The 17,847-nt window shown below is 71.6% G+C and carries 19 protein-coding genes, 7 tRNA genes and 1 pseudogene; 10 read left to right on the forward strand and 17 right to left on the reverse strand.

The features are described 5' to 3' along the window. Positions 1-64: 64 nt before the first annotated feature. From ABD198_RS17395 to ABD198_RS17410, 4 genes are all read right to left on the reverse strand, one after another. On the reverse strand, positions 65-613 hold the full coding sequence (locus ABD198_RS17395) for an HIT family protein (RefSeq protein ID WP_344002245.1): 549 nt from the start codon (positions 611-613) through the stop codon (positions 65-67). A 91-nt stretch (positions 614-704) separates the two neighbouring features. After that, positions 705-2,681: a threonine--tRNA ligase gene (gene thrS / locus ABD198_RS17400; RefSeq protein ID WP_344002248.1), complete on the reverse strand. Its 1,977-nt coding sequence runs from the start codon at positions 2,679-2,681 to the stop codon at positions 705-707. Between the two features lie 279 nt (positions 2,682-2,960). Further along, a complete protein-coding gene (locus ABD198_RS17405) occupies positions 2,961-4,241 on the reverse strand; it encodes a hypothetical protein (RefSeq protein ID WP_344002251.1) in 1,281 nt (426 codons plus the stop codon). Then, positions 4,238-4,804, reverse strand: coding sequence for a DUF4365 domain-containing protein (locus ABD198_RS17410; RefSeq protein ID WP_344002254.1), 567 nt, complete (start codon positions 4,802-4,804; stop codon positions 4,238-4,240). Before ABD198_RS17410 ends, ABD198_RS17405 begins: the two co-directional genes overlap by 4 nt. 169 nt (positions 4,805-4,973) lie before the next feature. Between ABD198_RS17410 and ABD198_RS17415 the strand changes: the two genes are divergently transcribed. Further along, entirely contained in the window at positions 4,974-5,699 is a 726-nt protein-coding gene (locus ABD198_RS17415; protein WP_344002257.1) for an exonuclease domain-containing protein, read from the forward strand. A 162-nt stretch (positions 5,700-5,861) separates the two neighbouring features. Here the strand turns inward: ABD198_RS17415 and ABD198_RS17420 are convergent. The 4 genes from ABD198_RS17420 to ABD198_RS17435 all read right to left on the reverse strand — a co-directional run bounded on the left by ABD198_RS17420 (position 5,862) and on the right by ABD198_RS17435 (position 7,510). Further along, positions 5,862-5,933, reverse strand: a tRNA-Val gene (locus ABD198_RS17420). A 39-nt stretch (positions 5,934-5,972) separates the two neighbouring features. Beyond that, positions 5,973-6,422 carry an SRPBCC family protein gene (locus ABD198_RS17425; RefSeq protein WP_344002260.1) on the reverse strand — a complete coding sequence of 150 codons (450 nt, stop codon included), beginning with the start codon at positions 6,420-6,422 and terminating at the stop codon, positions 5,973-5,975. A 451-nt stretch (positions 6,423-6,873) separates the two neighbouring features. Then, positions 6,874-6,945 (reverse strand) — tRNA-Val (locus ABD198_RS17430). 79 nt (positions 6,946-7,024) lie between these two features. Next, complete coding sequence (locus ABD198_RS17435; protein WP_344002263.1) at positions 7,025-7,510, reverse strand: TIGR02611 family protein; 486 nt, start codon at positions 7,508-7,510, stop codon at positions 7,025-7,027. A 191-nt stretch (positions 7,511-7,701) separates the two neighbouring features. Between ABD198_RS17435 and ABD198_RS17440 the strand changes: the two genes are divergently transcribed. Next, the gene (locus ABD198_RS17440; RefSeq protein WP_344002266.1) at positions 7,702-8,115 is read left to right on the forward strand and encodes an SsgA family sporulation/cell division regulator; all 414 of its coding nucleotides are present in this window, start codon (positions 7,702-7,704) and stop codon (positions 8,113-8,115) included. Positions 8,116-8,471: 356 nt separating this feature from the next. Further along, positions 8,472-9,032: a CGNR zinc finger domain-containing protein gene (locus tag ABD198_RS17445; RefSeq protein ID WP_344002268.1), complete on the forward strand. Its 561-nt coding sequence runs from the start codon at positions 8,472-8,474 to the stop codon at positions 9,030-9,032. A 76-nt stretch (positions 9,033-9,108) separates the two neighbouring features. On the opposite strand, the gene ABD198_RS17450 is transcribed toward ABD198_RS17445, so the two are convergent. Then, positions 9,109-9,261 carry a hypothetical protein gene (locus tag ABD198_RS17450; protein ID WP_344002271.1) on the reverse strand — a complete coding sequence of 51 codons (153 nt, stop codon included), beginning with the start codon at positions 9,259-9,261 and terminating at the stop codon, positions 9,109-9,111. A 245-nt stretch (positions 9,262-9,506) separates the two neighbouring features. Next, complete coding sequence (locus ABD198_RS17455; protein WP_344002273.1) at positions 9,507-9,944, reverse strand: hypothetical protein; 438 nt, start codon at positions 9,942-9,944, stop codon at positions 9,507-9,509. A gap of 217 nt (positions 9,945-10,161) precedes the next feature. Between ABD198_RS17455 and ABD198_RS17460 the strand changes: the two genes are divergently transcribed. Further along, positions 10,162-10,677 (forward strand): DsbA family protein, encoded by a 516-nt coding sequence (locus ABD198_RS17460; RefSeq protein WP_344002276.1) that lies wholly within the window; start codon positions 10,162-10,164, stop codon positions 10,675-10,677. A gap of 40 nt (positions 10,678-10,717) precedes the next feature. Here the strand turns inward: ABD198_RS17460 and ABD198_RS17465 are convergent, their stop codons facing one another. From ABD198_RS17465 to ABD198_RS17475, 3 genes are read right to left on the reverse strand one after another with little or no spacing between them, the layout of a single operon-like run. After that, positions 10,718-11,542: a GNAT family N-acetyltransferase gene (locus ABD198_RS17465; RefSeq protein ID WP_344002279.1), complete on the reverse strand. Its 825-nt coding sequence runs from the start codon at positions 11,540-11,542 to the stop codon at positions 10,718-10,720. A gap of 50 nt (positions 11,543-11,592) precedes the next feature. Next, positions 11,593-12,414 carry an aminotransferase class IV gene (locus ABD198_RS17470; protein ID WP_344002283.1) on the reverse strand — a complete coding sequence of 274 codons (822 nt, stop codon included), beginning with the start codon at positions 12,412-12,414 and terminating at the stop codon, positions 11,593-11,595. Next, positions 12,411-13,463 (reverse strand): chorismate-binding protein, encoded by a 1,053-nt coding sequence (locus tag ABD198_RS17475; protein ID WP_344002286.1) that lies wholly within the window; start codon positions 13,461-13,463, stop codon positions 12,411-12,413. Before ABD198_RS17475 ends, ABD198_RS17470 begins: the two co-directional genes overlap by 4 nt. 132 nt (positions 13,464-13,595) lie before the next feature. Here ABD198_RS17475 and ABD198_RS17480 point away from each other — a divergent pair. From ABD198_RS17480 to ABD198_RS17500, 5 genes are all read left to right on the forward strand, one after another. Continuing rightward, positions 13,596-13,668: transfer RNA gene (locus ABD198_RS17480), tRNA-Gly, on the forward strand. A 37-nt stretch (positions 13,669-13,705) separates the two neighbouring features. Beyond that, positions 13,706-13,779: transfer RNA gene (locus ABD198_RS17485), tRNA-Cys, on the forward strand. Position 13,780: 1 nt separating this feature from the next. Continuing rightward, positions 13,781-13,852, forward strand: a tRNA-Val gene (locus ABD198_RS17490). Positions 13,853-13,876: 24 nt separating this feature from the next. After that, positions 13,877-13,948: transfer RNA gene (locus ABD198_RS17495), tRNA-Val, on the forward strand. A 44-nt stretch (positions 13,949-13,992) separates the two neighbouring features. Beyond that, positions 13,993-14,064, forward strand: a tRNA-Val gene (locus ABD198_RS17500). Between the two features lie 58 nt (positions 14,065-14,122). Here the strand turns inward: ABD198_RS17500 and ABD198_RS17505 are convergent. From ABD198_RS17505 to ABD198_RS17520, 4 genes and pseudogenes are all read right to left on the reverse strand, one after another. Beyond that, positions 14,123-14,404: a TFIIB-type zinc ribbon-containing protein gene (locus tag ABD198_RS17505; protein ID WP_344002298.1), complete on the reverse strand. Its 282-nt coding sequence runs from the start codon at positions 14,402-14,404 to the stop codon at positions 14,123-14,125. Between the two features lie 102 nt (positions 14,405-14,506). Then, a pseudogene (locus ABD198_RS17510) lies at positions 14,507-15,430 on the reverse strand (phosphotransferase family protein); the annotation flags it as partial. A gap of 468 nt (positions 15,431-15,898) precedes the next feature. Then, the gene (locus ABD198_RS17515; protein ID WP_344002289.1) at positions 15,899-16,078 is read right to left on the reverse strand and encodes a hypothetical protein; all 180 of its coding nucleotides are present in this window, start codon (positions 16,076-16,078) and stop codon (positions 15,899-15,901) included. Between the two features lie 247 nt (positions 16,079-16,325). After that, positions 16,326-16,601, reverse strand: a complete 276-nt coding sequence (locus ABD198_RS17520; protein WP_344002292.1) for a hypothetical protein — start codon at positions 16,599-16,601, stop codon at positions 16,326-16,328. 195 nt (positions 16,602-16,796) lie between these two features. Here ABD198_RS17520 and ABD198_RS17525 point away from each other — a divergent pair. Continuing rightward, a partial coding sequence (locus ABD198_RS17525; RefSeq protein ID WP_344002295.1) for a serine/threonine-protein kinase occupies positions 16,797-17,847 on the forward strand: 1,051 nt, incomplete at its 3' end.

The raw sequence follows: 17,847 nt of genomic DNA on the forward strand, positions 1-17,847 counted from the left end.
GGAGCGTCAGTCTGTGGGCCGGGCCTCCGCAGCCGTCAGTCGGTGGGCCGGGCTTCCGAGGACGTCACTGAGTGGGCCAGGCCTCCGCCAGCATCTTGCGGGTGTCGGCCAGCAGCTGCGGCAGCACCTTGGTGTGGCCCACCACCGGCATGAAGTTGGTGTCCCCGCCCCAGCGCGGAACGACGTGCTGGTGCAGATGGGCGGCGATGCCGGCGCCCGCGACCGTGCCCTGGTTCATGCCGATGTTGAAGCCGTGCGCGCCGGAGGCCTTGCGCAGCGCGGTCATCGCCTGCTTGGTCAGCTCGGCGAGCTCGGCCGTCTCCTCGGCGGTGAGGTCGGTGTAGTCGGCGACGTGCCGGTACGGCACGGTCATCAGGTGGCCGCCGGTGTAGGGGTACAGGTTGAGCACGGCGTACACGGTCTCGCCGCGCTGGAGGATGAGCCCGTCCTCGTCGGACTTGGCCGGGATGGAGCAGAACGGGCAGCCGTCGTCGGCGCCCGGGCCGGCCGGCTTGTTCTCCCCCTGGATGTAGGCCATCCGGTGGGGCGTCCACAGACGCTGGAACGCGTCCTGCGTCCCCACTCCCAACTGCTGCTCCGGCTCACTCGTCATGCGTGCAGCATATGGCGTTGCCGGGGCACGCGGGAAAGGCCCCCGGGATCACTCCCGGGGGCCTTGTGGGGCCTTTCGGTCAGCCGCGCGGTCAGACCTGCGCCCGCTCCTCGACGACCTTCACGATCTTGGCGATCGCCTCGTCGACGGGGATGCCGTTCTCCTGGGAGCCGTCGCGGTAGCGGAAGGAGACGGCGCCCTTGGCCATGTCCTCGTCACCGGCGATGACCATGAACGGCACCTTCTGCTTCTGGGCGTTGCGGATCTTCTTCTGCATCCGGTCCGCGGAGGAGTCCACCTCGACGCGCAGCCCCTGCTTCCTGGCCTTGGCCGCGAACTCCTCCAGGTACCCGACGTGCGCGTCGCCGACCGGGATGCCGACGGCCTGGACGGGCGCGAGCCACGCCGGGAAGGCGCCCGCGTAGTGCTCCAGCAGCACGGCGAAGAACCGCTCGATGCTGCCGAACAGCGCGCGGTGGATCATCACCGGGCGGGTCTTGGTGCCGTCGGCGGCGGTGTACTCCAGGTCGAAGCGCTCCGGCAGGTTGAAGTCCAGCTGGATCGTGGACATCTGCCAGGTGCGGCCGATGGCGTCCTTGGTCTGGACGGAGATCTTCGGGCCGTAGAAGGCGGCACCGCCCGGGTCGGGGACGAGCGGCAGGCCCTGCTTCTCGGCGACCTGGCGCAGCGTCTCGGTGGCCTCCTCCCAGGCCTCGTCGGTGCCCACGAACTTCTCCGGGTCCTTGGTGGACAGCTCCAGGTAGAAGTCGGTCAGGCCGTAGTCGCGCAGCAGGTCCAGGACGAAGGTGAGGGTCTTGTCGAGCTCCTCGGACATCTGCTCGCGCGTGCAGTAGATGTGCGCGTCGTCCTGGGTGAAGCCGCGGGCCCGGGTCAGGCCGTGCACCACGCCCGACTTCTCGTACCGGTACACGGTCCCGAACTCGAACAGACGCAGCGGCAGTTCGCGGTACGAACGCCCCCGCGCGTCGAAGATCAGGTTGTGCATCGGGCAGTTCATGGGCTTGAGGTAGTAGTCCACGCCCTCGTCGAGCTGCATGGGCGGGTACATGCCGTCGGCGTACCAGTCCAGGTGGCCCGAGATCTCGAAGAGCTTCCCCTTGGTGGCGTGCGGGGTGTAGACGAACTCGTAGCCCTCTTCCTCGTGGCGGCGCCGCGAGTAGTCCTCCATCACCCGGCGGATGATGCCGCCCTTGGGGTGGAAGACGGCGAGGCCGGAGCCGATCTGCTCCGGGATGGAGAACAGGTCCAGCTCGTGGCCGAGCTTGCGGTGGTCGCGCTTCTCGGCCTCGGCGAGGAACTCCAGGTGGGCCTTGAGCTCCTCCTTGGCCGGCCAGGCGGTGCCGTAGATGCGCTGCAGCATCGGGTTCTTCTCGCTGCCGCGCCAGTAGGCGCCCGCGTTGCGCATCAGCTTGAACGCCGGGATGTGGCGGGTGGTGGGCAGGTGGGGACCCCGGCAGAGGTCCTTCCAGCACACCTCGCCGGTCTTGGGGTCCAGGTTGTCGTAGATGGTCAGCTCGCCGGCGCCGACCTCGACGTCCGCGCCGTCGTCGTGCGAGGGGGCGCCCTTGAGGCCGATCAGCTCCAGCTTGTACGGCTCGTCGGCGAGCTCCTCGCGGGCGGCCTCCTCGGTGACGACGCGGCGGGAGAAGCGCTGGCCGCGCTTGACGATCTCCTGCATCTTCTTCTCGATGGCCTTGAGGTCATCGGGGTGGAAGGGCCGGTCGACGTCGAAGTCGTAGTAGTAGCCGTCCTTGACGGGCGGGCCGATGCCGAGCTTGGCCTCGGGGAAGAGCTCCTGCACGGCCTGGGCCATCACGTGCGCGGTGGAGTGGCGCAGGATGTTCAGGCCGTCCTCGGAGGAGATCTCCACGCCCTCGACGGTGTCGCCGTCCTGCACCTCGTAGGAGAGGTCCTTGAGCTCGCCGCCGACGCGCGCGGCGATGATCGAGCGGTCGCCGGCGAAGAGGTCGGCGGCCGTAGTGCCCGTCGTCACCACGCGTTCTTCCCGCTCGGAATCGCGTTGGATGATCACACGGACGTCTGACACCGGTCTCTCCTGACTGAAGTGGGGTTAGGGCCTGTCTTTCGGATCTTGCCGCCGGTCGCGGGGGCTGGCACGCGCATCTGCGGCGTCGTCGTCGGTTGGCGACGCACCGCGTCGCCGCCCTCCTCCGCCTTGCAGCTGCACGCACCAGACCCCGCTCGGGTCGGCTGAAAGGGCACCGCCACCGGAAGCGGCAAGATCCGAAAGACAGCCCCTAGCGGGCGCCATACCGGAGCGCGCGCGAGAACCGATCGTACCGACCCGGGACCCACCTGGGCGAAATCAGTCCTCGTCGCCGGGGTCGTCGCCCTCGCAGACCTCGCCGAAGAAGGCCGCCACCTCGGCGTTCTCCTGGATCGCCTTCATCAGGCGGTCGCGCTCGGCGTCGTCCACCGGCACCGGCGCGAGGTCGCTCACGTCGGTCAGGCGACGGAAGCCGCTGCGGCTCTCCAGCCGCCCCCGCATCCGCACCGGAAGTCCGACGAGGTGGGCGTGGCCGGCGATGCGGTAGTCCTCCTCGCCGAGGGTGATCCGGACATGGCCGAGGTCGGCTCCGGCGAGCACCCGCAGCCGTACCGTGCCCTCGCCGCGCGGGCCGGGCCTGCGCATCCGCACCACGGTGCCGGTGATCCGCACCGGCACGGAGGGCTCCGCGCGCCGGTAGCGGGCGCCGGCCTCGCGCAGGACCGGCAGGTCGCCGGGGGTGAACTCGACGGGTTCGGGCAGGGCGGCGCAGCCGTCGGGGACGGCCGCGGCCGGGGCCCAGGCGACGGCGATCCGGGCGCCCTCGGTCCCGTGGACCAGGGCGAGCAGGGCCTCGGTGAGTTCGTGGCTGACGCCCGCCTGGACCGCGGTGGTGAAGGCGTCCATGCGGCCGGTGGCGCGCCGGTAGTCGATGGCCTCCCGGGTGGCGTGCAGCGCCTGATGGAGCCGTACGGCGAGGGTCCGGCCGGTGGTGACGGGCAGGAAGGCGGTGATCCGGTGTCCGCCGGCTGCGGGGCCGACGAGGACGGAGTCCAGCGCGGCCAGGGCGCGGCGGCGGTGCCGGGCGCCGTGGTAGCCGGCCCGGGCGCGGGTGGCGAGGGCGGCGGCGAGCAGGGTGCGGCGGGCGGCGAGGCGCAGCTGTTCCCCGGCGGTCCACACCGCCGTCCCGCCGGGTCCGTCCGGGAGGTCGCGCCACCAGCGGATCTCGTCGCTGGGCACGGCGAGCGAGACCAGCACCTCGCGGGCGCCGGCCAGGCCGCTGCGGGTCAGGGCGAGCAGCGCCTCGCCGAGCAGGTCGTCGCAGTCGGGGAAGGCGCGGCTCTCCGGCACCAGCAGGCTGGTGCCGCTGCCCGGACCGGGTGGTGTCCAGCGCCCGTACCGTCCGCTCGCGCCGCCCCGCCGCTGCCAGCCGTGCCGGTGCAGCAGCGCGCCGAGCACCGCGGGGTCGACCTCGCCGGGCTCGGGCACCCGGCCGTCCCACGGGGTGCGCGGGGGCTCGGCGGGCCCGGCCGGCCCGGCGGTGTCGACCGGGTGCGGGCGTACGGGCCGCAGGGGGCCTTCGGTCGGACGGTGCGTCATGGCTTCCCTCCCGTGCCGACCCGGGTCATGATCTCGCACAGCGCCCGGTCGTCGAAGATGCGTGAGGTGGGGATCCGCACGGTGGTGCGATGCCGGCCGGTGATCGGGTGCCCGGCGAGGTTGGTCCAGTAGCAGCAGTGGCGCAGGTCGAGCCGGTCGTGGCCGGCGCGCAGCCAGTCGTCCTGGGAGCGCGGCACCAGCATCACCACGAGGATCTTGTGCACGGAGACCGGGGTGCGGGCCAGCTTCGCCAGGTGCGCGTTGTCCAGCGTGAAGGAGAAGAAGCGGGCCGAGGGGTCGGGCGCGATCTGGTAGGTCGCCTTGAGCTGCACCTTGATGGTGACCTCGTCGTCCACGGTGTGCCCGGGGGCGCTGTGGCTGACGTGCCAGTCGATGCCGTTGTCCGGGAACGGCTGGGACAGCGAGCAGCCCGCGGCGGCCGCGACGGCGTGCAGATAGCCGACCTGCAGGGTCTCCATGCAGGCGGTGGTGGCGAGTGAGCCGCGAGACGGTGCCGTGCGTTCGGGCAGCAGCCCGCCCCGTTCGGGCTGCGCGATGGCCATGGCCGAACAGCCTTCCAGAACAAGTGAATCCCCGCTGCGGGCCGCTGAACTGCTACGACCCGTACTCCTGTTGTCTCCTTCCGGAGTGAGGCGCAAACAGCCCGGGTATCACCCGTGCGGGCAGCGGACGGTGCGTCAACTGCCGATGGTGAACGAGGGGTTGGTGGGAATGACGTGCTGGTTCGAAGGGCCGCTGGCCGCCTTTGACACGGAGACCACGGGCGTGGACGTCGAGAACGACCGGATCGTGTCGGCCGCCGTCGTCGTGCAGGACGCGCCGGGCGCCCGGCCGCGGGTGAGCCGCTGGCTGGTCAACCCCGGCGTGCCGGTGCCGGCCGCCGCCACGCAGGTGCACGGCCTGTCGGAGGAGCATCTGCAGCGCAACGGCCGCTGGCCCGCGCCGGTGATGTACGAGATAGCGGAGACGCTGGTGGAGCAGGCGCGCATCGGACGCCCCGTGGTGGTGATGAACGCACCGTTCGATCTCACGCTGCTGGACCGGGAGTTGCGCCGGCACCGCGCCTCCTCCCTGCACCGCTGGTTCGAGCGGATGCCGCTGCTGGTCCTGGACCCGCTGGTGCTGGACAAGCATCTGGACCGCTACCGCAAGGGGCGCCGCACGCTGACCGATCTGTGCGCGCACTACGGGGTCAGCCTTCAGGAGGCGCACGACGCGGCGGCGGACGCGGCGGCCGCACTGGAGGTCACACGAGCGGTGGGGCAGCGGTTCGCCTCCCGGCTGGAGCGGCTCTCCCCCGCTGAGCTGCACACGCTGCAGGCGGTGTGGCACGCGGCCCAGGCGCGGGGCCTGCAGGCGTGGTTCGCGCGCAGCGGCACGGAGGAGCCGGTGGACCCGTCCTGGCCCCTGCGCCCGGATCTCCCGGCGGCGGCCTGAGCGGGCGACCCCGTCACGGGCGGACGGGGAGCACAGCGACCGAGGCCGGATGCCGGCGAACGCAGGCCGACCCATGGGTGCGTGCCGGCGAACGCGCACCGGTCCGCGCCCCGGTGCGGACACAGCAAGGCCGGTCCGCCTGTGACGGACCGGCCTACCCGGTGGGCGATACTGGGTTCGAACCAGTGGCCTCTTCGGTGTGAACGAAGCGCTCTCCCACTGAGCTAATCGCCCGGGAACGCACTGAACAATACAGGTGCCGGTACGTATCCTTCAAACCGCTTCCAGCCAGGCCTCCAGTCCGCGCCGGCCGGCCCGCATCATCAGGGCGTGGTTCATCCGGAAGACGGGCCGCGCGGGCACCGCGAGCCGCCGCAGCAGCGGCTTGCGGACGTCGACCTCCTGCTCGTAGCGGGCGAGGCTGCCGCCGGGCCCGAGCCGGGTGACGGTCCAGCGGGCCCAGCCGTCGATGTCCCCGGAGAGCCCCACCTCCAGGATCCCGGTCTCCGGATCGCGCCGCCCCTCGTGCAGGGTGGCCCGCAGCTCGACGGGGAGGACCGAGCGGATGCGTACCAGCCCGCTGGTGTCGTCCAGCCGTACGACCTCGCGCACCTGCGGCCACCACCGCGGATACTCCTCGATCCGCTCCAGCACCCGGTAGACCACCGGGGCAGATGCGGAGAGTTTCCACAGACTGCGGAAGCGGTAATGGTTGAAGTCCATGGACGGAGTGTGCCCGCCCGGCTCCGGAGTGTGTCCGGAACTTTTCCGCGCGGATCTGACTATCCGCCAGAAATCCCGCCTCCGAAGTGACCAATCGCCCGGAATCCCGCCGTCCGCCCGCGTCTTGGGGTTCGGGTGAAGCCGCATTCTGAAAAGGTGTCCGCGGATTCGGCCGGATCCCGCGCCCGGATCTTCACCGGGAATCATTCGCCGCCGGTGAATTCCAAGCTCGTACCGGCGGGCCCGCCACTCATACCCGCGTAACGGAGCGTCACTTCCGCGCCCCCGTGCCGGGTTGTGCCTCTCCCCTCCCTCTCGGCTCTCGCCGGGTCCGCCGGGGAGCCGACGAAACCCCACGAGCGATCATGCCCGGGGGTACGGGGCAGCGGGAACCCGGGTACGAAGCAGCGGCCCGGCTCACCGTTCGGTGAGCCGGGCCGCTGTGATCCGGTGGGCGATACTGGGTTCGAACCAGTGACCTCTTCGGTGTGAACGAAGCGCTCTCCCACTGAGCTAATCGCCCGGACGCAGGAAGAACATTACCCCATGTCAGGGAGTGCTCGTGACCAGAGGGGGCCGGTCGCCCCGGCCCCCGGTCCTGATCACTGGTCCTTGATCTTCCACGGCATGACGAGGCCGAACCTGTAGAAGTAGATCCCGGCCAGCACGGCCACGATGACCAGGCCGATCGAGGTCAGGATGATGTTGCGGCGCCGCACCCTGGGATCGAGGGCCCGCTGCGCCGCCTCGGTGACCTTGCGCTTGGTCCAGCGCAGCACCAGCTGGGCCCAGGCGAACTCGGTCCCCCAGATCGCCATGCCGGCGAAGATCACCACCCAGCCCGGCCCGGGCAGCGGCAGCATGATCACTCCGGCCACGACGACGGCCAGGCCGATGACGAAGACCCCGACCTGCCAGCTGATGTGCAGCCCGCGACGCGCCTGGATGAACTGAGGCGCACGAGAGCCGAGCGCCCGCTCCTCGCGCTCCTTCCGATCCGCCGCCTCGCCCGTCGCTGCCCCTTCCGCTCGGTCCGCCCGGCCGACGGCCACGGCCGCCTCACCGCGCTTGTTACTCCCCGTGTTCATACGGCCAAACACTACCCGAGCGAATCACATCACCGGAATGGGCGCACCGCCCGAACGATCTCTCGGCCAGACGAGTTACATAAACGCACGCAAAACACTCAGAGGGGTTTACAACGGCACCGTAGGTGGCATGTCGATTTCGCCGACGTGCGAATCCCCGAGCGCACACTGAGCGAAAGGCCCTGGCGCTTATGAACACCACGGTCAGCTGCGAGCTGCACCTGCGCCTCGTTGTGTCGAGCGAGTCCTCCCTGCCTGTCCCCGCAGGCCTGCGGTACGACACGGCCGACCCCTACGCCGTGCACGCCACCTTCCACACCGGAGCCGAGGAGACCGTCGAGTGGGTGTTCGCCCGCGACCTCCTCGCCGAGGGACTTCACCGCCCCACCGGCACGGGCGACGTCCGCGTCTGGCCGTCGCGCAGTCATGGCCAGAGCGTCGTCTGCATCGCGCTGAGCTCCCCGGAGGGCGAGGCTCTGCTCGAGGCCCCCGCGCGGGCCCTGGAGTCCTTCATGAAGCGCACCGACGCCGCCGTGCCCCCCGGCACGGAGCACCGGCACTTCGATCTCGATCAGGAGCTCTCGCACATCCTGGCGGAAAGCTAGGCGAGGCCACCAAGCCGCCCGGCGCCGTCGACTCGGGGAGACGGCTCGGGCCCGAGCAGCCGCTTACGGCACACACCGGCGCCGGCCGCGGACTTCCGCGACCGGCGCCCTTGTGTTGCTCAGGGCCGGTGACGGAGAGTGAAAGGAGAGCAGAAGAGGGGTCCGGGTGTCGGCACGGCCCGCGGATGCCCCCAAGGGAACCCGCGGATACCCCCCAGGGGAACGCCGGGGCTCATTCGGGCGTTGTATTCGATGCCATGTGCGAAGCGGGGGCGGTGGGGTGCTCGCCTGAGCCACTACTATCGGCCCAGCATCGGCGGGCGCCACGCCCGACCCCCCAGGCCAGGGAGCGAATCGTGCTGATCACCCACGACACCCGGTGTGCGCTGGACGCCGTGGTGGATCTGGTGAACACCGCACCGGAGGACGAGGCGGCGCCGGACGGACTGGCGGACGTCGCGGCGCTCGAGCAGTTCGTGCAGAAGCACGACATCAGCGAGGTCGGAGTCCTGACGGAGCTCGACCTGTCGGCGGTGCGCAGGCTCCGGTCCCGATTCGCCGCGATCTTCGCCGCTCCCGACGCCCGTACCGCGGCCGGGTTGATCAACGAGCTGGTCGCCGCGGCCGGCACCACGCCCCGCCTGACGGACCACGACGGCTACGACTGGCACATCCACTACTTCGCGCCCGGCGCCTCGGTCGCCGATCATCTGGCCGCCGACGGCGGGATGGCGCTGGCGTTCTTCGTGGTCGCCGGGGAGCGGGAACGGCTGCGCCGCTGCGAGGCCCCGGACTGCCGGCACGCCTTCGTCGACCTCTCCCGCAACCGCTCGCGCCGCTACTGCGACAGCCGGACCTGCGGCAACCGGCTGCATGTCGCCGCCTACCGGGCACGGCGCAAGGAAGCGGCGGGCTGACCGGACACGCCCCGCCCGGCGAGGCACTGCTGCCGACGCGGTCCCGACGGGTGACGCCGGGAACCGCGGGTACGGCTCACAGCCACAGCAGGTCGTGCAGGGCAGCCGTGAGCAGCAGACACCCGATCACCGCAAGGAAGATCATCAGCGGTGGCTGGGACAGGGCGAAGAGGCAGCCGCGCGGCTTGTCCTGAGGCGGCGCGGCATCGCTGTGTGTCGTGTCCAGCATCTCGCCGCGATGATGACGTATCCGGCGCCGCGGGAGCGATCACCACTCGCCGGGTGAACGCCGCTTCGCCGATTGAGTGGGCGACGGTTCGGGTTGTGATCGTTTCCGGACGATCCACGATCCCCTGTGACGATTCGGCCATCCGACGGCCCTCACACGCCCCGCGGACGCCGCGGACCGCACGGGTGGGTCCCGGCCGTCCGGCCGTGTCCGGCCCGACGGCCGTCCGGCCGTGTCCGGCCCGGTCAGATGCCGTGCTTCTTCAGGATGGCCTCGATGTCGCTGAAGTCGTCGTCGCCGGACGGCGCGGACTTCTGCCTCGTCGCGGGCCGGGAGGCCGGGGCGAGGGAGGGGGCGGAGGCCGCCGGGGCCGCCGCATCGGGCTGGGAGGCCGCCTTGGCCGCCTTGCGCTCCTTGCGGGTGCCGCCGCGCCGGCGCTCCACGGCTCGCGTGGTCATGAAGATCACCCAGGACAGGCCCAGCAGTCCGAAGCCGACCCAGGCCGTCGGACTGAACGCGGTGTCCGCCAGCCACTCGACGATGCCGGTCAGGACCAGGCCGAGGGGGACGAGTGCGTAGGCGGCGATACGGGCGGCGGCCAGGAACCGCTTGCGGTAGGCGGTGACGGCCGCGATGCCCAGGCCTGCCGCGGACACGGCGGAGCAGATCGTCTCGGCAATCATCCGGTCCTCCCGGCAGGGTGGGTCACTGTGGGCGCTTCGTCCCTTCCATCCTGCACCTGCCGGCCCCCGCCCGGCCATGCCCCGGCCCGAGATCAGGGACATCTCCGGGTCGGCTCCTTCGCAGGTGCCGTGCCGGAGTACGCCCCGGACCGCGCGCCGACGGGATCACGCCAGGTCCGATTGGGTGTCACGGGGGCGGTGCTGGGAGACTGTGCCCATGAGTGACCCCTCCACCACCGCCGTGCCCGTTCTCGACGTCTGGTGCGATCTGCAGTGCCCGGACTGCCGCACCGCCCTCGACGATCTGCGCGCCCTGCGCGCCCGCTACGGCGACCGGCTGGAACTGCGGCTGCGCCACTTCCCGCTGGCGAAGCACAAGTACGCCTTCGCCGCAGCCCAGGCGGCCGAGGAGGCGCTGGCGCAGGGGCAGGGCTGGGCCTACGCCGAGGCGCTGCTGGGGCAGGTCGAGGAGCTGGGCCGCAAGGGCGAGCCCTTCCTGGTCGAGGTCGCCCGGGAACTGGGTCTGGACGCCGAGGAGTTCGACACCGCGCTGATCGACGGGCGGCACATCCTGGCCGTCGACGCGGACCAGGCCGAGGGCAAGGCGATCGGGGTGACCGGCACCCCGACGTATGTCATCGCGGGCGAGCGCCTGGACGGGGGCAAGAGCCAGGAGGGGCTGCGCGAGCGCATCGAGCAGATCGCCGACCGCCTGCTCGCCGAGCAGGCCTGAACCGGTCCACCCCCGGCCCCTCCCCCGCCACGCATCGCGCCTACAGCAGGTGCTTGTACATCGCGTACCGGGTGGTCTCGTAGCCGAGCGATTCGTAGAGCCGCTCGGCAGCGGTGTTTCCCGCGAAGACATTGAGCCCGATGGTCCGCTTGCCGGCCTCGACGGCCTGGGCCTCCGCCAGCAGCATGAGGGAGCGTCCGTGGCCCCGGCCGCGGTGGGCGGACCGGGTCTCCACGTCGAAGACACAGGCCTGCTCCCCGCGCACCGAGAGCCACAGGCTGCCCACGGCGGTGCCCTGGTGCTCCAGGACGCTGAAGAGCATGCCCCCGGTGGCGCGCCCCTCGGGCAGCAGCGTGGCGTGGTCCCGCTCCGACTTGGCGCGTGCCTCGGCCTCCGGCACGCCGCGCTCGATCCACTGGCGTGCGAAGTCCTCCTTGCCGTGGGCCAGCCAGGACCGGAACTCCTCCTCGGTCATGGCCCGCGCCCGGCTGCCCTCCGGCAGTGCGGGCGGGGTGTCACCGAGCGCCTTCTCCATGCCGCGGTTGCGCACGACGTACCCGAGCGCCGTGGCGAGCCGGAGGGCCGGCCCGGCGTCGGCGGGGACGGTCACCTCGATACGGCGGCAGCCCCAGCCGCGTACGACCTCCTCCGCGGCGAGCGCGGCCACCGTGCCCCGGCCGCGCCGGCGGTCCGGTTCCTCGATGCGCAGGCTCATGATCCGGGCGGCGGCGGAGCCGAAGACGGGGTGCGTGCCCAGGTGGATCGTGCCGACGGGACGGCTGTTGACGCACACCTGGTAGCGGCGTGAGCGCGTGCCGTCGGGGTTCTGCTGAAGCGGCTCGACCGGCCGCAGGGTCGTGGTCATCACCGGAGTTCTACCCGCTGCCACGCCCCGGGTTCAGCCGATTATCGGGCTCAGGGATCGAGATCGGCCGCCGAGCGCTCGTCGAAGATCCGCATGGCCTTGGCGGTCACCGGGCCCGGGGCGCCGGGCAGTTCACGGTCGTCGACGCGGTGGACGGCCTGGACGTCGCGCAGGGTGGAGGTGAGGAAGATTTCGTCGGCCCGCTGGAGCACGTCCAGCGGCAGGTCGGTCTCCTTGGCGCCGGTCCACTCGACGACCAGGGCCCGGGTGATGCCGGCGAGGCAGCCGGAGGCGAGCGGCGGGGTGTGGATCTCGCCGTCGAGGACGACGAAGACGTTGGAGCCGGTGCCCTCGCAGAGCTGCCCGACGGTGTTGCCGAACAGCGCCTCGCTGGCGTCCCGTTCGCGGGCCCGGGCGAGAGCCACGACGTTCTCGGCGTAGGAGGTGGTCTTCAGGCCGGTCAGCGCGCCGCGCTCGTTGCGGGTCCATGGGACGGTGACGACGGCCGTGGAGTCGGGGCGGCGGCTGGTCTCGCCCAGGGCCACGACCAGGGTGGTGCCGTGCTCGCCGCGGTCCGAGCCCAGCGGTCCGTGGCCGCCGGTGTAGGTGATGCGCAGCCGGCCGAGCGGCATCGGGTTGGCCTCCAGCACGGCCGTGCAGGCGCGGCGGACCTCGTCGAGGTCGGGATCGGGCAGGCCGAGGCCGCGGGCAGAGCGGGTGAGCCGGTCGAGATGCCGGGTGAGGGCGAACGGACGGCCGTCGACCGCCTTGACCGTCTCGAAGATGCCGTCGCCCACGGTCAGTCCGTGGTCGAAGACGGAGACGCGGGCGGACTCGATGTCCTGCAGCCCGCCGTCGAGCCAGATCTTCACTCTCGGATCCCTTCACTCACCTCGTATGTGCCCGACGCTACCGCGAGCAGCCGGGACGCCTTCAGTTCGGTCTCCCGCCACTCCAGCTCGGGGTCGGACCCCCAGGTGATCCCGGCGCCGGTGCCGAACCGCAGCACGGCGCCGCCGCCCGCGTCCCGGTCGATCCAGAAGGTACGGATGCCCACCGCCAGCTCGCCGGTGCCCCGGTCGGCGTCCACCCAGCCGATGCCGCCGCAGTACGGTCCTCGGGGCACCGTCTCCAGCTCGCCGATGATCCTCAGCGCGCTGGACTTGGGCGCGCCGGTGACCGAGCCGGGCGGGAAGACGGCGTCGAGCAGCTCGGGCCAGCCCGCCCCCGCGCGAAGCTCCCCCCGCACCGTCGACACCAGGTGCACCAGGCCGGGGTGCTTCTCGACGGCGCACAGGTCGGGCACGGTGACGCTGCCGGTGGCGCAGACCCGGCCGATGTCGTTGCGCACCAGGTCCACGATCATGACGTTCTCGGCGTAGTCCTTGTCCAGGAGGTCCGCCTCGGTGCGCCCGGTGCCCTTGATCGGCCCCGACTCCACGACCCGGCCGTCGCGGCGCAGGAACAGCTCGGGCGAGGCGGTGGCGATCTCCACGCCGTGCCCCGGAAGCCGGATCGTTCCTGCGTACGGTGCCGGGTTGCCGCGGGCCAGCAGGGAGGTCAGGGCGTCCACGTCGCTGTCCGGTGCGACGGGCGCGGACAGCACCCGGCAGAGATTCGCCTGGTACACCTCGCCCTCCGCTATGCGGTCGCGGATGGAGCGCACGCCCGCCGTGTACCCGGAGCGGTCCAGGGAGGTCGACCAGTCGCCGGCGTCCGGCCCCCGCCAGGCGCCCGGCACCGGCGCGGGCACCGGCTGCTCGCGCACCTCGCGGAAGCGTGCGCAGGTCAGACGGCCCTCGAAGTCCGCGCAGACGGCCCAGAAACCGTGGGAGTCCAGGGCCGCCGGGTCGTCGGTGACGTCGATCAGGCCGGTGGCGACACGGTTGCCGAAGCGGGCGAGAGCTGGCAGGTCGAGCACGCCATGAGTGTAGGGCGGCCGCTCGTGGCGCGACGCAGGGCAGCACGCTGCACAAACGCGTTTTTGTACTGGCCCCGGAATCCGCTAGAGTTCAGTTCGTCGCCGGGACGCGCAAGCGGACCGAAACGACAGGCGGACGTAGCTCAGTTGGTAGAGCGCAACCTTGCCAAGGTTGAGGTCGCGAGTTCGAGCCTCGTCGTCCGCTCGCAGCACAGGGGGTCCACGTGATCCCCTACACTCCGGGTGGAGTGGCCGAGAGGCGAGGCAACGGCCTGCAAAGCCGTCTACACGGGTTCAAATCCCGTCTCCACCTCCAAGGACGATTAGCTCAGCGGGAGAGCGCTTCCCTGACACGGAAGAGGTCACTGGTTCAATCCCAGTATCGTCCACTGGATCTCACGAAGATCCGCCCAGCGCGATTAGCTCAGCGGGAGAGCGCTTCCCTGACACGGAAGAGGTCACTGGTTCAATCCCAGTATCGCGCACGCAGTGCTTATGATCCGCTCCATGGCGTGATCATGATTCCCGAGGACGATTAGCTCAGCGGGAGAGCGCTTCCCTGACACGGAAGAGGTCACTGGTTCAATCCCAGTATCGTCCACGTCACACCGGAGCCCCCGGCCGTCCAGCGGCCGGGGGCTCGGTCGTGTTTCCGGACTTCAGGACGAGAACAGCATGTGCCCGAAGCTCTTGTGCCGGCGGTGGCCGTAGTGCCCGCCGTGCGGGGCGCCCCAGGCGGGCGCGGCCGGGGCCTGCGGAGCGGCGGGGTACGCCTGCGGGGCGGCGGGCGGCGCGGGCTGGGACCACTGGGCCTCCAGCCGGGTCAGCGCCTCGAGCTCGCCGTAGTCGAGGAAGATCCCACGGCAGCCGCTGCACTGCTCGATCTGGACGCCGTTGCGGTTGTAGGTGTGCATGGGCGCACGACACTTCGGACACTGCATGGTTTGTTCAGCTCCTCGCCGGTCGGTCCTGCTTCGGGTATCGCCAGGACAGACTCCGTCCGGCCCCCGTCGGTTGCAGCCTAGGGGGCTGGGGGCCGGTGCGGGAGGGGTCTTGGCGGAGGCGATGCGGGCGCAGGCGTCCACCACGCAGGTCTCGACGTCGTCCAAGGTCCGTCCGTCCGCAACCGCCTTGGTGATCATGCGGGCGGCGGTCTGCACGGTGAGGGCCCGGGCCGGGGTGTCGAGGAACGGCCAGGGGTCGCCGTCGGCCGGGACGGCGGTGCCGCCGGCGTTCCGGTAAGCGGCGAGGAAGCGCGCCCACTCCTCTCCGTGCAGCAGGCCGCAGGCGAACCAGGCGGCGGGGCGGGCGAGGTCCCAGGCGGGGTGGCCCACCCCGAGATCGTCCACGTCTATGAGCCGCCAACCCCCACCGCTGGGCAGGTGGACGAGCTGGCCGAGATGGAAGTCGCCGTGACACAGCGTGGGTGGGCCGGACATGGGGGCCTCTGCTCTGGCCCAGGCGGGGAGCGTGGACCAGGCCCGCAGGACCGGGGCGGTGGCTGGGTGCTCCGGGGCTTCGGCTCGGAGCCGGGTGATGGCACGGGCTGCCTTGAGCGGGCCTCGCATCACGGGGAGGTTCGGTGGGGCGGGGGTGCGGTGCAGGTGGGCGAGGAGGGTGGCGGCGGGTTCCCAGGGGGCGGCGTCGGGGGTGTCCGGGTCGACGGGGACGCCGTAGGGCCAGAAGGTGACGGGGCGGCCGTGCAGGTGGGTGGGGGCGGGGGTCAGGGGGGCGACGAAGATGCCCTTGAGCTGCGTGGCCGTTTCCATCCGTGCCTTCAGCTCGCCGGGGTCGGCGTCCTTTGCGTGGGCCTTAGCGACGGTGTCGCCGTGGCGGACGACTGTGCCGTCGGGGCGGTCGGCGAGGGTGGCTGCGCCGCAGGGGCAGGTGGAGTGGTGCGGTGCCTGGTGAGCGACGGCGGCGGCATGGGCGGTCAGCTCGAGCAGGAGGGGGTGGTCTGACGGCACGGGGCTCCCTGGGGTGCGGGTCTGAGAGGGAGCGTACGGGGGGCTGCGCGGGCGTGGGTACGAGGTTCGCTTCACTTGGCGACGCCGACGGGTTCAGCTGGGCATCTGAGTCCGCGGAGCTCTGCTGGGCTGCGCCTGCGTTGGGCACCCAGTGCCGGGGCTGGCCGGGGGTGGGGTGCGCTGGCCCCGCTGAAGGGGTACCGCTGCGCCCGCCTTCCCCCACTCTCGACTTCGCTCGAGCAGGGGACCCCCATCGCCCCAGGCGGCACGAATGCCCGCAGCTAATGCACGGCTACGCCGCAGGCATGGACACGCGCACCCCCGCTCAGCGGCACGGGCGCAAAGCAATGCCGGCGCAGCTCCCCAGCTGCGCCGGCATTTTTGCCGTCCGCCGCACCCCCGTCCCCACGGGGTTTCATGGGCGGGATGTTCCCCTCCCGGACCGCTCTTCCGGGTCTGGGGCGCCGCTCAGCGCCCCAGCATCTCGCCCACGGACGACGCCTGTGTGGTCACTGTCTCCCACCCGTCGAAGACGAGGAGGAGCAGGACCGCCAGGGGAAGAGCCATCAGCGTGGCCACCAGCGGGTGCCGGCGTCCCTCGCGCCGCGCCCGCACGCGGACCAGTGTCCGCGGTGCCGTGTGCGCCATGGCCCCTCTCCTGACCGCTTGTCCTACTGTCGCGTTGTCCTGCTGTCTTGCAGTCTTGCTGTCTTGCCGTTCACCGGTCTGTGCAGCGGCGGGCGTCTGACCTCGGGGGACGAGTACTGCACCCGCCGCTTGACCTCAAATCTAGGCGCCCCGCACATCCCGGGCGTCATGCCCTCGTACCGATTGCCGGGCCTCCCGGAGGATGAGCCGTAACGCCCGCCGTACTCCCCTGGGTGGAGACGCGGTCCTACGACTCGGGGACATCCCGGAGGGGACGCCCGGTACGACCCGAAAGCTCCGTTCCGTCCTCCCTCGGAACCGGCTGCTCCACCAGCGCCAGCACCCGGTTCGCCATGAACCGCGCCGTCCGCACCACCGTCCCGCTTCGCGTGACTTCGCTCACTTCCACCACCCCCCGGCGCACCGCCGTCTCCACCCGGCGCCCCGCCCTGCCGGCCACCACCTCGTACGTCCGCGTCGTGTCCCCCGCGTCCACGACTATCTCCACGCGGTCACCCTTCACGTGATCGATCCCCCTTCCGCATCGGGTGGTTGGGATCACTCACCGCGCGAACCCGGCCTGCCCGCACGCCCCCTGACCACCCTTCAAGTCTCCCACCCACCACTGACAATCCGCCCCGCGAAGAGGGCGCGGCCTCTGCGCACCAGCGCCCGTGGAAACGTAAGCTGTGGCACGTCACAGGACCGGGCAGCGGGGATGAACATGGCGATGATGCGCCTGAGGCGCGAGGACCCGCGCGTCGTCGGCTCTTTCAGGCTTCACCGACGTCTCGGCGCGGGCGGAATGGGCGTGGTCTACCTGGGCTCCGACAAGAAGGGGCAGCGGGTCGCACTGAAGGTCATCCGGCCGGACCTCGCCGAGGACCAGGAGTTCCGTTCCCGTTTCGCCCGCGAGGTCTCCGCCGCCCGCCGCATCCGGGGCGGCTGCACGGCCCGCCTGGTGGCCGCCGACCTGGAGGCCGACCGCCCGTGGTTCGCCACCCAGTACGTCCCGGGCCCCTCCCTGCACGACAAGGTCGCCGACGAGGGCCCGCTCCCCGCCGCCGAGGTCGCGGCGATCGGCGCGGCCCTGTCGGAGGGCCTGGTCGCCGTGCACGAGGCCGGTGTGGTGCACCGGGACCTCAAGCCGTCGAACATCCTGCTCTCCCCCAAGGGCCCGCGGATCATCGACTTCGGCATCGCCTGGGCGACCGGCGCTTCCACGCTCACCCACGTCGGCACGGCGGTCGGCTCCCCCGGCTTCCTCGCCCCGGAGCAGGTGCGCGGCGCCGCCGTCACCCCGGCCACCGACGTGTTCTCGCTGGGCGCCACGCTGGCGTACGCCTCGACGGGCGACTCCCCCTTCGGGCACGGCAGTTCGGAGGTGATGCTGTACCGGGTGGTGCACGAGGAGGCCCAGCTGGACGGCGTGCCGGACGCGCTGGCCCCGCTGATCCGGGCCTGTCTGGCGAAGGACCCGGACGAGCGGCCGAGCACGCTCCAACTGTCGCTGCGGCTCAAGGAGATCGCCGCGCGGGAGGCCCAGGGCCTCAGCGAGGCTCGCCCTCCGGTGCCGCGCGCCGCGGACCCCGAGCGGTCCGCCGCCCACCTCGTCGACACCTACCCGGACCGTGCGCCCAGCCGCCGTCCCGGCCCACGCGACCCCCATGACCCCCACGATCGCCGCGACCAGCGTGCCGCCCGCGACCCGCGCGACAGCCAGGGTGGCGGCGACGACCAGCATGGCCTGCCCCCAGACCGGCAGATCC

Source organism: Streptomyces thermocarboxydovorans (assembly GCF_039524635.1).
Classification (GTDB): Bacteria; Actinomycetota; Actinomycetes; order Streptomycetales; family Streptomycetaceae; genus Streptomyces; species Streptomyces thermocarboxydovorans.